This is a genomic window from Alkalibacterium sp. MB6, from assembly GCF_009935905.1.
Taxonomy (GTDB): Bacteria; Bacillota; Bacilli; order Lactobacillales; family Carnobacteriaceae_A; genus Alkalibacterium.
The window spans coordinates 19,569-35,014 of record NZ_PREX01000012.1; the positions used below are offsets into that span (position 1 = coordinate 19,569).

At 36.4% G+C, this 15,446-nt stretch carries 15 protein-coding genes and 1 pseudogene; 1 reads left to right on the forward strand and 15 read right to left on the reverse strand.

Going from position 1 to position 15,446, the window contains the following annotated elements:
* Positions 1-12: 12 nt before the first annotated feature.
* From C3945_RS06050 to C3945_RS06070, 5 genes and pseudogenes are all read right to left on the reverse strand, one after another.
* A complete protein-coding gene (locus C3945_RS06050; protein WP_161878798.1) occupies positions 13-1,626 on the reverse strand; it encodes a hypothetical protein in 1,614 nt (537 codons plus the stop codon).
* Between the two features lie 30 nt (positions 1,627-1,656).
* Positions 1,657-2,280: a hypothetical protein gene (locus C3945_RS06055; RefSeq protein WP_161878799.1), complete on the reverse strand. Its 624-nt coding sequence runs from the start codon at positions 2,278-2,280 to the stop codon at positions 1,657-1,659.
* Positions 2,281-2,466: 186 nt separating this feature from the next.
* Positions 2,467-3,138, reverse strand: a pseudogene (locus C3945_RS06060) (type I restriction-modification system subunit M N-terminal domain-containing protein); the annotation flags it as partial.
* 115 nt (positions 3,139-3,253) lie between these two features.
* Positions 3,254-4,039, reverse strand: a complete 786-nt coding sequence (locus C3945_RS06065) for a hypothetical protein (protein WP_161878801.1) — start codon at positions 4,037-4,039, stop codon at positions 3,254-3,256.
* 162 nt (positions 4,040-4,201) lie between these two features.
* Complete coding sequence (locus C3945_RS06070; protein ID WP_161878802.1) at positions 4,202-5,815, reverse strand: SWIM zinc finger family protein; 1,614 nt, start codon at positions 5,813-5,815, stop codon at positions 4,202-4,204.
* 142 nt (positions 5,816-5,957) lie between these two features.
* Between C3945_RS06070 and C3945_RS06075 the strand changes: the two genes are divergently transcribed.
* Positions 5,958-6,872 carry a nuclease-related domain-containing protein gene (locus C3945_RS06075; RefSeq protein ID WP_161878803.1) on the forward strand — a complete coding sequence of 305 codons (915 nt, stop codon included), beginning with the start codon at positions 5,958-5,960 and terminating at the stop codon, positions 6,870-6,872.
* A gap of 437 nt (positions 6,873-7,309) precedes the next feature.
* Here the strand turns inward: C3945_RS06075 and C3945_RS06080 are convergent, their stop codons facing one another.
* The 10 genes from C3945_RS06080 to C3945_RS06125 all read right to left on the reverse strand — a co-directional run bounded on the left by C3945_RS06080 (position 7,310) and on the right by C3945_RS06125 (position 15,369).
* Positions 7,310-8,914: a complex I subunit 5 family protein gene (locus tag C3945_RS06080; protein WP_161878804.1), complete on the reverse strand. Its 1,605-nt coding sequence runs from the start codon at positions 8,912-8,914 to the stop codon at positions 7,310-7,312.
* A gap of 133 nt (positions 8,915-9,047) precedes the next feature.
* Positions 9,048-10,643, reverse strand: a complete 1,596-nt coding sequence (locus C3945_RS06085; RefSeq protein WP_237585495.1) for a complex I subunit 5 family protein — start codon at positions 10,641-10,643, stop codon at positions 9,048-9,050.
* Positions 10,643-10,993: a sodium:proton antiporter gene (locus C3945_RS06090; protein WP_237585496.1), complete on the reverse strand. Its 351-nt coding sequence runs from the start codon at positions 10,991-10,993 to the stop codon at positions 10,643-10,645. Before C3945_RS06090 ends, C3945_RS06085 begins: the two co-directional genes overlap by 1 nt.
* Positions 10,994-11,053: 60 nt before the next feature.
* Complete coding sequence (locus tag C3945_RS06095) at positions 11,054-11,776, reverse strand: MnhB domain-containing protein (protein ID WP_161878805.1); 723 nt, start codon at positions 11,774-11,776, stop codon at positions 11,054-11,056.
* Positions 11,760-12,323 carry a Na(+)/H(+) antiporter subunit B gene (locus C3945_RS06100; protein WP_161878806.1) on the reverse strand — a complete coding sequence of 188 codons (564 nt, stop codon included), beginning with the start codon at positions 12,321-12,323 and terminating at the stop codon, positions 11,760-11,762. Before C3945_RS06100 ends, C3945_RS06095 begins: the two co-directional genes overlap by 17 nt.
* 5 nt (positions 12,324-12,328) lie before the next feature.
* Positions 12,329-12,634: a monovalent cation/H(+) antiporter subunit G gene (mnhG, locus tag C3945_RS06105; protein ID WP_161878807.1), complete on the reverse strand. Its 306-nt coding sequence runs from the start codon at positions 12,632-12,634 to the stop codon at positions 12,329-12,331.
* Complete coding sequence (locus C3945_RS06110; RefSeq protein WP_161878808.1) at positions 12,634-12,894, reverse strand: monovalent cation/H+ antiporter complex subunit F; 261 nt, start codon at positions 12,892-12,894, stop codon at positions 12,634-12,636. Before C3945_RS06110 ends, mnhG begins: the two co-directional genes overlap by 1 nt.
* Positions 12,895-12,929: 35 nt before the next feature.
* Positions 12,930-13,463, reverse strand: a complete 534-nt coding sequence (locus tag C3945_RS06115; protein WP_161878809.1) for a Na+/H+ antiporter subunit E — start codon at positions 13,461-13,463, stop codon at positions 12,930-12,932.
* A gap of 364 nt (positions 13,464-13,827) precedes the next feature.
* The gene (locus C3945_RS06120) at positions 13,828-14,091 is read right to left on the reverse strand and encodes a hypothetical protein (protein WP_237585497.1); all 264 of its coding nucleotides are present in this window, start codon (positions 14,089-14,091) and stop codon (positions 13,828-13,830) included.
* Positions 14,092-14,100: 9 nt separating this feature from the next.
* On the reverse strand, positions 14,101-15,369 hold the full coding sequence (locus C3945_RS06125; protein WP_161878810.1) for a YcjF family protein: 1,269 nt from the start codon (positions 15,367-15,369) through the stop codon (positions 14,101-14,103).
* Positions 15,370-15,446: the final 77 nt, after the last annotated feature.

The window sequence follows — 15,446 nt, forward strand, 5'->3', positions numbered from 1 at the left end:
GAGACCTACCTGCTAATCTAAATCACACTCAATTACACCTGATAATTCTCCGCTGGAATGCTGCGATTTTACAGAGTAAGTGAGGCTTATTTTATTAGTCTTTGCTTTTACCAATAGTGATGGGCCTAACCATTTTTTCTCCTTGGGTCTTAAATCATTAATATCAAATTCAACTTCATTTCTACTGCTATTTATAGGTGATGCAATGAATTTTTGAATTTCTCTCTCGTAGTCTTCACTATCATAATTTGGTGATGTACTTCCCATCATTGAGATCGTAGTTTTTTGCATATGACTCAAGCTTTCATTAAGATCATAGGTTATGTCTGAATCATACTTAATATCACTTGTCTCAGGCATAATCAGAAGTCCTTTAATAACGCCCGTTTCGAAAATGATTCCTTCAAGACCAATTAGATCTTTATTAATCAGTTCAGAAGAAGGTACCATAATTTCTACAGAATCGTTATTAACCTTAATCGAAACTGTTATATCCCTATCTGCTTGTGCCGATGAATTATAAATTGCTAGAGGAATTAAGTGCGTGCCTTCAAAGGTTTGAACATAAGAATCTATGATGGAGATTTTTAACATTATGTAATCTAACTCTGAAATTTTTGCATGCTTATTCTTTTCATCCTTTGTCCCAATGTATTCATTAGACTGACCATACAAAAAATCAGCTTTTCGTTTTAGCTCTCCTAAATAAAAGAAATCATCACCTAAGGCAATATCAAACCAGTCTTTTGCGTTACTAATCATTCGTTCTTTAGATTCATCTTCAACTACTACTGGCGCAGGTGATCCGAACGCCTTAATTAGTTCATTATTAAATTTGGGAATTTTTACTCCATTTGGAAGTGTAATTTGTTTTTCCTCATTTATTTCAACTGTTTGAGGCTCAAATTGCAATTCCTCTGGTGGAGCAAGATTTATTTTTTCAATTTCCTCTATCAAATTTTCACATATTGAAAGCAGTCTCTTTCGTTCTTCTTTATACCCTTCTGAATTTTTAACCTCCAAGGGCATTAGTTGTTTAGATAAGCTTTTCATCTCAAAATCGTATGCACCAACAATTAGGTTTGTAAGACCATTTTTCACTCTTTTCCCATTCTCTTGTATGTTCATTACAGTAGCTGCAATAATTTCTCTTAATCTCTTTTTAACTTCGGGCTTCTCTCCGTTTTTTAGAGAATATGGGGTTAATCTCCTTTGTCTTATGTCAAAAGGTAATTCTTCAATTTCACCAAAATCTGTATTTAAAATACAGATAACATTTTCCCACCCCAGAGAACGAGCTGCATACCCTAATTCTAGGAGCACATTGGGATTAGGAGATGTTTTCCTCGCATCTGTAGGATTCCCATTTTCATCAATAGAGTAGTATTTATTGATAATACTTACATCGGCAACAAATATGTCACACTCATCAATTTTGGAAAAAATCGTTTGTGTGATATCAGGGGTGCCAAATTCTCCCATAGTATCCCTGTCAGCAATTATTTCTATTGTATTTCTCATCGCCTTTACTGCTGCATCAACACTATCTTGTATCAAATATCTAGTTTGGCTTCCTGGTAAATCAGATTGCCATGAGTAAAATATTTTTATTTCAGATGAACCCATCAAACCTTCCTCCTTTTCTTGTTTATTAATCTACTGAGCATCAATTCTATTTTTTGATTCTACAACCGGAATAGTCAACTTAAATTGAAATTTGACAAAGTAAATAAAAGCTTCTGCACACTCTTGTAACACAGAATCCAACTCGTCGCGAATTGGATGACCCACATTAATATCTAAAATATTAGGTTCCTTCACTGATACCGATGCGTAGAATGCCTTTTCGGAATAATGAATAAACCCTGAAGCAGCTTTATACACAGAATCAAACCTCTTGTCAATTTTAGACAATTTTTTTCTAAGGTAGAAGTCCGTCATCTGATTACCATCTTTAGCTTTCATTTTATTTATTTGCTTTCCATCCCCATAAACACTTCGACTAATCTCAGACTGATTCTCGGCAACATAAAGAGCGTACGTTCTCAAACAATTATCTATCTGAACTCTCAATAATATGCCTGCGCTAGTTAGATTTCTTTTTTCTAACATATCTATAAAGCCATCGATAAGCCTTATGCATTTATCTAGTATGCTAACGGTATAAAAATCATCTTCATATAAGGTTTGCCCTATGACGTTTGCAGCAAGTTGAATCCCTTCTTTTCGAAGCCTTTGTAACTCTTTCTCTACTCTTAAAAACCAATCTTGATAAGACATATTTACCACCTTCCTGCAGCTTTATCTTTAATACAGAACTATCAGCTCTAAATGTAAGGTAAAATTTATATAAAAATAACCGGCTTATCCCGGCTCTATAAAATGCATACTCCTTTTTGGCTCTGCATACCCCTATACATAGCAACAATGAGGTTCATTAAATTGTATCAATTTCTGAATGATTCTCTCGTATACAGTAAACCCTTTTTGATTTTCTTTTCCTTGAAGTACAATTTGAGTCATTAACTTTGAAACGGCTTGAGGTGTATAGAATTCCCCTGCTTTTTTACCTGAATCAGATGCAAACTGGCCAATTAGGTATTCATAGGCATCCCCTAGAACGTCTCCTTGATGAGCCATGTCTAACGTTGCCAATTCTTTCATTACAGCAGAAATCGTTTCATTTTGTTTTTGAGCAGATGCGCCTAGTTTTCTTGAATATAAATCGATATCTTCAAATAAATTTTCAAACAAATCACTGCTTTGCTCAATATTTCTAAAACCTTGTGCTAAATCTTCCAACTGAAACTTACCCTTATAGATATTGCGCATTAAAGCAGTATAGGTTAAATGCGGTTCCAGGGAATAAGAGAAGTCAAAGTTTAATTCGTATAAAAGATCATCTTTTACTTCCGGATCATTATAGGCTTTCTCATATACTTCTTGTGCTTGAATCAGTCCTTCTACGTCTTCTTCCAATAATTCTGCAGCGTGGTGTAGCATGTTATCCGATAAGTACTTGTAAAAAATGAGTCCTAGCATGTAATTTTTATATTCACTTGCATCCATTTTGGAACGCAAAATGTCCGCACTATTCCAAAGTATTTGATAAATTGATTTTGTACTTTCTTTTGCCATTTATCTTTTGCTCCTTCTACATCTTTATATGAATTTCGTATATATTTGTAATACTAAAAAATGAAATCACCTTTCCATTTTAACAGAGATTCTAGAAGTTATCGAAAATATTTTATCACTGTAGAATATGACACATATCTTTTACTTTTAAAATTAAATCAATCAGTTCGTTACTATCTTCGTACAAGCTTTCTTGAGAGTGAGCAGTATGATTCCTTAAATTTTCTAGTTTCTTAAAGAAACCTTTAAACTCTTTCTTTGAAACAAATTGTAATTCACTAAACAATTCGTCACTTTTTCTTAAAATAGTCCCTTTATCACACAGTTGAGTACTGTCAATTAGCTCTAATGCTTCATTTTTTTTATATCTTTTGTTATATAAAGTTTGCGCTGTCTCTAATCGGTCTTTAGATAAATATTTTTTCCACTTGTTTTCGGGATACATTTCTTTAATTTTGGAAGTTATTTGCATTTCTAACAGGGAAATATAGCTGAAGATCAACATTCTCATAGGCTGCTTATGGAGATCAGCCACTGTAACTATTCTAGTTATCTTGTTGTGTTCCAAAATAAACATTCTCTTCTTATTATTTTCTTTAAATACTTCTATTAATTTAATCAATGATGTAGAATCAGAGAGCAATTCGTCCGTAGAAAATTCTACATAATGGTCTTTTACTTTACCAGTAGATAAAGAATTGTTTTCAATATATCCTATAATTGCGCCATTCTCATCGGCAACTCCATATATATCGAAGTCTTTATCATTCATCATATTAGCTACTAAGTCCACGTTTTCATTAATCGAACATGTATTAATGTTTTCTGATAAAACACTTATATTTAAAAAGTTTTCGAATATTAAATTTAGACTGTTAAAATTATCATAAGTAAAATCCATTCTTAACATCCTTTACAATATATTTGATTTGCGCAAGTATAATTCGACAGTTATCTTTAGTCCAATTATCATTTCGCTGGTTTATAGGAAGGCAAACTGTATGAGAACTACGTATAAAGCTTACTATTTGCTAAATATTCTCCTCCATATCATCACCTCTCCTTACTTCACTTTCCCCAATTCATCAACGAAAGCAGGTCTTCTTTTATACTCTATTAGAAACTCGTTAATGAGTGCTGTCTTTTCTTCTTGACCGATATTCTTTCCGTAATCTTTGATGAGTTTGCATAGTTCTTTGTATTCTTTGCGGTTAGAGGCATGAGAGGCTTTGATTCTTAATAATTCGGTGTATCGTTCTTTCGTCTCTTCGGGATACTTAGGATACAAGCTATCAAAAAATGTAAGGATATAGGACGGACGACTTGTGGCGTATTCAAGCATGGCTTCAGCGTCTTCTTCGGATTGGATTAACTCAATATAAGCCTGTTGGGTTGCCCAATTTTCTTCTGCGTTTTGAAGTGCGTCTTTTACTTCTTGATACAAGGTATCGTGATCATCCGTTAAGTTTTTTAAGTCCGTATAGTAAGAAAAGTCGCCGGCTATAAGTAAGTCAAAGGCTAGCTGTTTCTGTTCTTCTACTCTACCTAACTTTTTATTCGCTTCGTATCTGTAAAGCTTCCATGTTTTCGCTCTACCGGGGTACTCTTCCTCTTGTTCAGCCTGTAACGCTTGTTCTATTAATTCTTCATATTTGCCTTCTTCAACTAGTAAGTCCATATAGTTTTCTTTTATCGATGTGTAGTCTAAATTCTTTATTAAGAAAAGTCTGAGCGTGTTTTTCGACTCATGTTTTTTTATGATTTCATATTTGAGTGTGACGTATTGTTCCGCAGCATAAGAACTCGATTCTTTTATTTTGGTATCGATGTAAGCTAGTATGTTGCTTTTCAATTTGTCATCATCTAACCAAGTCAAGAAGGCTCTTATGGCATTGACCTTCACGTCATCCCAATCATCTAACTCTTTACTGTTTACAGTTTTCAATAGCGCATCGACTATTTTATGCTTTGTTTTAGAGTTGATGTGGCGATAATCCCTTGCTTTATTTTCCATAGCATCAATCGTGTCGTCTATGAGTAAGCTGGTATATCCACCCGAGTCATCCGAGTAAGTTAAGGAGCCAACGACTTTCTTTAGTAAGAAAAACTGTAAGTGAAAGGTTTCTATTGCATCTTCAACGTTATCAATTAAACGGAGCGCTTGAGAGAGAGCTTCTATAAAATCATACATGTCATTATAGTGAATGAAGTTCCTATACCCTTTATAATCTTTGATCGTAGAGGTAATAAGCAATTTAATGTCTTTAGGGTCCTGCTTTCTATACCGCATATCCAACTCGTGTAATATGACAGGGTGCTCGATTGCCAAGTCTAAAAGAAGTGAAACGAGTTCTTCTTTTTCTAATTTCGATAAAATCGTCTCTATAGAATTGTCGTCTGTTACATCTTCTGACATATTCTTAATAGCATATAATGCGGCCACTTGGTGCTTACAAATGGGTCCACCGTCATATGGACAATTACAGTGCGACTCTAAAATGGACTTATTTTGACTTAATGTCACGTGAACCGTATAGGTTTGACTTCCGACAACGGTTAGTCTGTAGTTATTTTCAGAGAGTTCTTCTTTATGTTCCACAAGCCCTTCCAGATAATAATCAAATCCTCGTTGCAAAATAGTTGGATCGATTCGCTGTTCGAAATTATTTAGATTCATTCTCAAGCACCTCCGATGATAGTTAACTTAATTATAAAGCTTAAGAGACTTTAAAACTACATTAAAGGATAGTTCGAAAAAGTTTAGAGAAAAAAATGCTTTTAGCCTTCTTTGGGTAATATATATAATAGGAGGTTTTTATATGACTATTTTAAAAGAACGAGAAAAGTCTACAATGCAACGCGTGTTAGAGAGTTTAAACAGAAGAACCACTTTGTCAGATAGTGATTTGCAGACCTTTAGTCAATTGGAAAAAGGTTTTGAGGGCGAGCAACGCTTTGATCAGTTCGTCATTGAGTTTGTAGATGATGACTACTTGGTGATAAATGATTTGCTACTGATTATCAATGGGACAACGATTCAGATTGATTCGCTACTCATTACCGGACAAGAGATTTACATGTATGAGATTAAAAATTTTAAAGGAGAATATATGAATAGTCCGAATTACTTAAAGACGTTTTCCGGTGAAGAAATTCTCAATCCTGTGAATCAGTTGAACCGAACAGTAGTTGTCTTTCGTCAGTTACTGAAACAATGGCAGGTTCGCATGGAATTAATGTCCGCTGTCATATACGTGAACCCACAATTCACACTATATAAGGCTGAAGAGACGGACAATATTATCTTACCTACTGCTCTCCCCTATCATTTAATAGGACTGAATCGAAAGCGCCGACCATTGACTAGAGACCATCACACCTTAGCCGAACGGCTGCTCAAAGCTCACCAGTCCGAGTTTAGCTTTCAAAAAAAGCGGTCGGTATATGACTATGAATCCTTGCGTAAGGGGCTAACGTGTGTCAAGTGTGGGAGTTTTGAATTATTAGTTAACGAGAAGAATGTAAGGTGCCATACCTGTAAGGCGATAAAACCGTTAAATGAGACAGTTTTAGCTAACGTAGAAGAATTCCGAATAATATTTCCAAATGATAAGGTGACTACCGAAAAAATGGAGAATTGGTGTGGTAAACAAGTCTCAAATAAACGGATTTGGCTTATCCTTAGAAATAAATACAAAAAAGTAGGAAAAACTCGTGGTTCTCATTATTTATAATCTAATAGTTAGTCTATTCTTCCAGTTACAGATGAATTTTGTGTTGCAACTGGTAGAATTATCGAGTATTCCTCTAATTACTAATCATCTAACTGAAGTAATTGGAGTAATAGAGCGTTATTCTTCCAATTACACGCCAATTTATTGAAACAATTGGAGTAATAAAGACTTATTATTCCAGTTACTCCAAAATATTTAAAAGTAACTTGAATTATAAAGGGTAATCTGCCCTAAAAACTGTTTTCCAAACGAAAAGAGTCAGCCAAAGCTGACTCTTCCTTATTAAAGCACTTGATCTTGAAGCGGACAGCGCAAACAAGTGACTATTTCTGCCTATTTCAAGCCTTCACCCCTCAGATCGGTAGAATCTGGCTCGCCAGATTCTGACAGCTTTTTAATTAAAGAAAAAGAGTCAGCGCAGGCTGACTCTTCCTTATTTATACAAAGAAATACAAGTAGGCGGTGATAAAGATGAAGAAGCCGGTCATTGAAGTGATGATGGCATTGAAGGTCATTTCAATGTGGCTGACACGGTCTAGGAAACCACCTTTTTTAATGACTCCGTTATAAAAACCGAGACCGGCAATAATCATCAAGACGTACACCAATCCTTTTTCGAAATACTCACCCGAGAAAATTTCAACTTGAAAATCGAATAAGACATCAATCGTAAATTGGCCAAATATACCTGTTAAAAAGATGAAGATGCCCATAACAAAGACCAGTATTTCCGATATCAAGTCAGGCTTCACTTTTTTCGCTTCCTCTGTTCGGCTATCCTTGCCTAGAAGAATCGTTCCAAATTTAAGGAAATAAGTAATGGTTCCTAAATTGATTAAATTCAAAGCAAATTGAATCGTTGGTCGGTAACTGCCGTAACTAATCATGTATTTCGATATACTTCCATTAAATAGTGGTGCCCCCGTTACGCCAAGAATCCCTAATAAGATGGCTATTGCGGTTAATGGCATGGTTTTGAATAAGCCTCTAATGAACCTTATATCACGGGTGCCATATTGTTCATAGACTTGCCCTGCTGCCAGGAATAAAGTTGATTTAAAAATAGCATGGCTAAACACATGAAACAATGAGCCCCAAAAAGCAATGTCGGATCCCATGTTTAATCCAATCATAATGAGTCCAATTTGAGAGACGGTAGAATAAGCCAAAATCATTTTAATATCGTTCTGTCCAAGTGCCATAACGAAGCCGAAGACAGATGTGATGACACCGATAACTAAAAAGACTTCACGTATATTGATAACCGGTCCAAACATAGCTGTAAAACGAATGAACATGTAGACACCCGTTTTAATAAACAAGCCAGACAATAAAGCCGATACAACTGGCGGCGCACTAGGCGTTCCGTGAGCTTTCGGTAACCAACTAAAAAGTGGCACGACTGCCGTCTTCAAACTAAGTGTGGTCATCATGAGTGCGAAAGGTAAATACACTGCAGCCGGACTGTCTAATTGTGGCAAGACTTCCTGTACTGCTCTCATATCAAGCAAACCCGTTGTCCGGTAAATCATTCCAATACCAAAGAGTAAGAAGGATGTTCCAATGACGTTAACGAAAAAGTAAATCATCCCGTCGTAAATGGCTTGCTTCTCCTTGTTAATCATAATTAAGATGGATACAGTAACAGTCGATACTTCAAGCATAATGAACAAATTAAATAAATCTGTACTTAAGAATAAGGCACTGACAAGTCCTTGTAAGACAAGGAGTAAAAAGCCAAATTGTGATGTAAAGAAATCTTTTTTATAGGAATAAATGACCATCATCAAGAAAATGGTACTGGTTAAAAGAATAAACATCGACGAAATATTATCTGCCATCAGAGTAATCGCTATACTATCTGGAAGATTTGACATGTAACTATAAATGATTCCCCGAGTTCTTACTTCTAGGAATACAGCGATTGAGAGGATAAATAACAACACTTGGGAAAGAATAATAAATAAACGGGTGTCATTTTTTATAAAGATAATACTTAAAATTCCGGCTAATATAGGTCCGATAACTAATAAATACAGCAATTGATATCCCTTCTTCCATAATGAATTAATAATGTGATGCCTATGTAAATCGATTTAATTTAAAAAAAGAGTGTGTGACATGGGGTCGTTTTCGGCCTGCTGTTTACACTCTCTTTTTACACTACTATAGCTTTTATAAAACTAAAGATAAAAACGCGATTAACACAATAAGGTAGCCTACCATAGAGGTAATGATGCCATTAAAAGTCAATTCGATGTGACCTATACGGGTAATCAGACCACCGTGTTTAATGATACCGTTATAAAATGCAATGCCGGCAATGAGCATTAAGACATAGACAAATCCTTTTTGAACGTACTCCTCTACTACCACATGAACTTCAAAGTTAAACAAGAATTCTGTTAAACCTTCTGCGAACAATCCAGTCAGTAAGGAAGTGAATCCCATAGCCATTGCTGCTACTGTAGCCCATAGATCCGTTTTTGCTTTGCCTTCTTTTGGACTCGGACCAAATAGCATGGTTGCATATTTAACGAATGACATCGATGTACCTAGGTTTATAAGATTCAACATTAAGGTCACACCGTAGTCATGACTTCCGTGAGCAATCATATATTTTGAAATACTTCCGTTAAAGAATGGTGCGCCAGTAATTCCGAGAATGGCCAAGGCTGTTGCTACAGCTACCCATGGCATACGCTTGAATAACCCTCTTATACGGTAAACGTTACGTGTGCCGTATTCCTCATAAATAATTCCAGCCGTTAAGAATAATGTCGATTTGAAAATCGCATGACTGAAGATGTGGTATACAGCGCCCCAGAAAGCAATTTCCGATGCCATGTTAACGCCCATCATAATCAACCCAACTTGAGATACCGTGTGGTAAGCCAAGATTAATTTAATGTCATGTTGCCCTAAGGCCATTACAAAACCGACAACGGCTGTTAAGAATCCAATCCAGAAGAAAAACACGTGCATGTCAATAACCGGTAAAAACATTTGAGAAAAGCGGATGAATAAGTAAACCCCACTCTTAATGTAAAGACCACTTAGAACAGCAGATACGACAGGTGGCGCACTTGGTGTCCCGTGAGCTTTTGGCAACCAACTGAATAGTGGTGTGACAGCCGTTTTCAAAGAGACAGTGACCATCATTAAAGCGTAAGGCAGAAAAACGGCACTTGGGCTTTCTAATAAATGCATCGCTTCAGATAAAAAACGAATATCTAGTAAGCCGAATGTGCGGTAAAGCATTCCAATACCTAAAAGCAAAAAAGAGGTTCCGATAACGTTAACGAAGAAATAAATCATTCCATCGTAAATAGCTTGCTTTTCTTTGTTGTACATAATGAGTATGGATACAACAACAGTTGATACTTCAAGAAAAATAAAGATGTTAAACAAGTCACTTGTTAAGAACAGCCCCATCATTAGCCCTTGTAAAACGAGATACAAGAATTGGAATTTGGCTTCAAAGTACTCTGCATTCTTCGCAAAAACCAAAAAGGCCATATAGAAGACTGCTGTCATGAGTACCATAAAGATAGATAAAGAATCTGCGTAGAGGGACATGGATAACCCATCTTGGTATCCACCCACATTCCATACTTGAGGCCCATTTTCTTTAACTAAGAAAAAGATGTAAAACGAAAAAGCAATATAAGCTGCTTGAAACATGTAAATTAAAGGCGTCAATGATTTTTTCTGGAAGATAACGGTTAGAGCTCCCATTAAAATTGGTGCCAGTACGAATATACCTAACACTAATGTTCACTTCCTTGCTGATTTCTGTTACGCGACCAGTGCGTGATACCATGTTGCTGTTTATAGTGCATAAACATGGTTAAGCCAATGGCTGTTACTCCAATTCCAATTACGATGGCCGTGATCATCAGTGCAGAAGGAACGGGATCTGCAAATGCTGCTTCCCGAGACTGTCCGATTGGTGGGACAGTGTCAGGAGAATAGTTAATCGTGATATAAAATAAATAAATCCCTGCTTGCATGATAGACATGGACATGATTGTTTTGACTATCGTTTTCTTTGTCATTAAACCGTACAGGCCAATGAAAAACAAAAGAATACCGACAGTCTCGCCAGTGATTAGATTCAATGGTTTCAACTTCTTTCTCTGAATTGTCGAAAAGAATCAGTCGTTCCTTTCTTTTCTAATTTATCGATCGATAAATGTGTTGTCCGCCCCTTCGTAGAAAACAAAGCGATAGAATATAATACTTAAACCGAAAAATACTTTCAAACCAATTAAGGTATTCATAAATACCATATACACTTGGTGTGAAATCACTGTGTTATCTGGTTGGATTTGCATAAAGACATATAAAACGGGTGTCAACACAATAAATAAGAAGAGTATTTTTTCCATTTTTTCTATGATATGCAAGTCTAAGTCAAAGTTAGGATACACAAGGTATCTTGAAATTAGGGCTGTTGCCAAAATCGCTCCACCTTGGAAGCCTCCACCTGGAGAGACGTGTCCGTTTGCTATGATGTATAAACCAAGCAAGATAACAAATGGGTACACAATACCTACCATTCGTGCAACTAATTCGGAATTGTTTTTATAATACATATCGTCTTCTTCTAATTGATAGCGGTCCGAGTGTTTATTTGCCCAAGAGACGTTGATAACCTCCATAACAGAAACCATTAACATGAGTGCTTCAAACAATGTATCAAAGACTCGGTAATTCAAATAGATCGCTGCTACGGCGTTGTCTGCACCTGTTTGTGCAAGGAAGTCATCCGTAAAGAAGTCCATCAATGGCGTATTCAGTTTTTCTGAATGGTTTAAATAAACAAATAACATCACAGCTGCACCTACAACAGCTAAGACAATGCGTAAGATATGGATATAACTATTACTCTGCCTGGCCATTTAGGCTCACCTCTTTTTTAAAGACAACACGAACGTCCTTCATATCAGGAATAATCGTATTCAAGTTAGCGATAATATCCTGGAATATGCGGTCGTTGGCATCCCCATAAATATAAATTAAGTCCCCGTCACGGTGTAAGATACAGTCGTGATTTTCATCTGCCAACACCTCGAGTGCAGGGTGGTTGGTATAAGAAATTTGAGGCTCTACTTCTTCGGTACGTTCCAGAAACAATTCCATTGGTCGCACAAAAGAATCCATGATACTTCCAATATGATCATCATTGAACTGTTCGATGTTCTCATTAACATAACAAATATCGTAAACCGATACTTTTTTTAGTGCAACTAAATACATAACGGTAGACAAGCCAACCCCAATAGCTGCTTCAGCTATCGCAACGTCAGGCGCATTATAGTGTAAATAAGCCAAGGCCATCGCCAGTGAAAACACGCCTAGATAGATAATCGAACGAAGCAGGTTATCAGAAAACACAGCGAAACAGGCGATAACAACTAAGGTGATTAATATAATTGTTTCAAACATATCTCCTATCTCTCCTTCTTAATTCTGTACCCGCTTAGAAATGCCGATCGAGTGACAGCATGCGTTCCTATTGGGTTAGTAATGACAAAGAAAGCCACAGCTATAAGAACTTTGGCCGAGAAAAAATTAAAGCCTTGTTTAAGCATTAAACCAATTAACACAGTGATAAAGCCGACTGTATCTACTTTGGCACTGACTAAAACACGGGCATAATAATCTTTAAATCTAAAAATACCTATAACACCTAGCAACATAAAGACAAGACCGATAATGATAATGATATTTCCTAACCATTCAAGCACTTGACCCATTATACATCTCCTCTTCTTTCAATAAATCGGGCAATCAAAATAGTCCCAACAAACCCTAAAACTCCATAAATAATAGCAACATCAATCATATACGTTCGGTTAATCACTTGTCCGATTAAAATAGCTGCTACGATTACTTTTGATGAAAATAGTGAAAATCCTAGTAGTCGATCCCAAATCGTCGGTCCAATAAAGGCACGGGACAGCCCAAATAACGCTAAGATTGTTACTATAATCAATACAACAGTATCAAAAGTCATTGCTCTCCTTCTTTCTATCGTGATGAGCTTAACGGTTAAGCTTTACCATCGATTTTCTTTTCATAAGCGAATAAAATGTCTTCGAGTGCACCCGGCAATAAATTGGCCGTTCCATTTTCTTCATCGTACTCAGGATTAAGTGCTAATACATTCAGTTCGCTCCCCTTTTTATCAACCGTTACTGAACCGGGTGTAAGCGTGATGGCATTCGCAAGCAAATCGATAAGCAATTCATCAGTCAACTTAGTCGTTTCCTTGATGATTTGAACATCCGCTTTACCGGTAATGATACTTGGTATAACAGATATACCTGCTACAATGATTTCCCACAATAAACGACCTGTGTACTTAATCAACGTTCCCAGTCCAATGGCATACGAGTGTTCATAGTTCCCTTTCAACAAGAAACGGTCAGTAAACTCAATGACAAGAAATGAAGCAATAAACCCTGAAATTAATGTATAAAGGGATACTTCTTCAAATAAAATGATCCATACGACAGTTAGTAGTATGATCACCTCTTTATTCTCTAAAAAGTCCTTCCATATAGTTCGCAAAATTGATTTCAAAAAAAAACCTCCCTTCCGACAAGTTAAGTAACTTTTGTACTAAGTAAGTCGATTGGCGGATATTTACCGTCTTTTCGGCTGTACTTCGATTGTAGCATGTTTCAAATCTTATGCAATCCACTTATGTAAAGAAATCTACAATAGACGGCTTGTTAGACCGCTTTTTTTTCAAATTCAATGAAGAATAGCGTCATAAGCAAAACATAAATAAAGTGTATCAAAAACGGATACCTAATGAAAAGGATTTTCTTATTAAAACAGTATATTTCTTTCATAAATGAAAGAAATCCAAAAAAAGAACAACCATCCTTACTGGACCAGAATCCAGTGAGTGATGATTGCCCTATTCTAGTCTTTCTAATTCTTACATCTTCACTCCGCCGGCTGTTACGCCACCGATAATGTATTTAGATAAGAAGAGATAGATTAAAATTAACGGAATAACTGACAAGGAAATACCCAAGTACAAGCTTCCGTACTCTGTTCTGTAAGTGTCTGTCGTTAATAGCTGAACCAACATCGGAAGCGTGAAACGGCTTCTATCATTGATTAACATTAATGGCATCAAGAAGTTGTTCCATGATTGTACAAACCCAAATATGGACATTGTCGCAATTGCCGGACTCATCTCAGTCTATTACTTTTTCTTTCGATTCTTAAACTGTTTGATGGTTCTGATCATCTTTTTACCGAAGGGAATAGTTGCTTTATCCCCCTCCATTTCCGAGTAGGTGGAATAAGCCTCATTCAAGGCATCATCATTCTCGAATTCCAATTCTTTTGTTTTTAATTCTTTTCGGTTTAATGTCATATTCTTTCTAAATTTATTTTTCATTAATTTCTCTATTAAGCTTAAATCAATTTGCGAACCCTCTTTTTCTTTTGTAGCAATGATGCTTAAAACTTCAATGTAACTAAGTCCTAATGCACTCGTCACAATAGAGGCTGTGGTTCCACTGATAATACCCCCAATAATCGTCCCAGCTCCGGGGATGAATTTAAAAGCATTCGCAACGATTGACTTCCCTAGCATCGTTGCTGATCCAGTGCCTCCTACTGCTGCAATTAAGCTGACAATGGTAGCTTTGTCCAAGGAAATGCCGAAAATAGCCGTTATATGAGCTAGGAGCGTCACTTGCATCGGGACGAGAACAGATGCATCTGAAAAAGGAATCGGTGCAAATCCCACTCCAAATGTAGTGGCAACATAACGAGATGCCCAGCGTCTTGCTGACTTGGCTTTTCGCTCAATGTCGGCCTGCTGGGCGTTCATAAAAGCATCATGAGCATCCTTTGGGATAAGCTGTAAGGTTTTATCAATTAATTCTTTTAACCCAAACGCAGGAATAACATAATCATCCGTAATTTCATAAGGCTCTGCCATGACATTTTGAACTGCCGCGACAGGCAAATTAAGGTTTTCCAAATAACTATTGAACTCCTCAGCAGGTTTTCCAATAGATTGGGTCAACACTAAAATGACAGGAAGAACCGAAGAAATATCTTTAATCAATTCAATTTCTGTGTCTTCAATTCGGGATGAGTTTGCTTGAATACAGTAATACGCGGCATGCAAAGCTTCTTTCGTTTCTGCTTTGTCATCCACTAATTTAAAAATATCTTGTTTAACCTGTTTTTGGATTTTAGGGTCTAGCTCTAAGCCTCTTGTATCATAAAGGACGATTGGCATCCCTTCTTTAGAGATCTTTCTCAGATAACGAGTGACGGGTTTGCCTATTCCCGTATCCGCTAAATTTTCTCTAAACACAGAGTTAATCAGGGTACTTTTACCTACCCCTGTTTTACCTGCGATTAAAATATTAACGGGATTCATTTTACTTATTTCTGCTTCTGTTTTTTCTAATATCTCTTGAACAACATTAAAGTTGTTATCTGTTAGTTTCATAGTCAACCTCCTCGAACATGTATCTTTAGTTTAACACGAGAAGGGCTTTTTGACTAAGAAGAAGCTACAAAGCACAG

Bases quoted from the DNA above. Each gene is read 5' to 3' on its own strand.
- mnhG (WP_161878807.1), bottom strand. From the start codon at position 12,634: ATGGGTCAAGTGCTTGAATGGTTAGGAAATATCATTATCATTATCGGT.
- C3945_RS06075 (WP_161878803.1), top strand. From the start codon at position 5,958: ATGACTATTTTAAAAGAACGAGAAAAGTCTACAATGCAACGCGTGTTA.
- C3945_RS06095 (WP_161878805.1), bottom strand. From the start codon at position 11,776: ATGGCCAGGCAGAGTAATAGTTATATCCATATCTTACGCATTGTCTTA.
- C3945_RS06070 (WP_161878802.1), bottom strand. From the start codon at position 5,815: ATGAATCTAAATAATTTCGAACAGCGAATCGATCCAACTATTTTGCAA.
- C3945_RS06125 (WP_161878810.1), bottom strand. From the start codon at position 15,369: ATGAAACTAACAGATAACAACTTTAATGTTGTTCAAGAGATATTAGAA.
- C3945_RS06120 (WP_237585497.1), bottom strand. From the start codon at position 14,091: ATGAGTCCGGCAATTGCGACAATGTCCATATTTGGGTTTGTACAATCA.
- C3945_RS06065 (WP_161878801.1), bottom strand. From the start codon at position 4,039: ATGGATTTTACTTATGATAATTTTAACAGTCTAAATTTAATATTCGAA.
- C3945_RS06110 (WP_161878808.1), bottom strand. From the start codon at position 12,894: ATGACTTTTGATACTGTTGTATTGATTATAGTAACAATCTTAGCGTTA.
- C3945_RS06100 (WP_161878806.1), bottom strand. From the start codon at position 12,323: ATGTTTGAAACAATTATATTAATCACCTTAGTTGTTATCGCCTGTTTC.
- C3945_RS06055 (WP_161878799.1), bottom strand. From the start codon at position 2,280: ATGTCTTATCAAGATTGGTTTTTAAGAGTAGAGAAAGAGTTACAAAGG.
- C3945_RS06050 (WP_161878798.1), bottom strand. From the start codon at position 1,626: ATGGGTTCATCTGAAATAAAAATATTTTACTCATGGCAATCTGATTTA.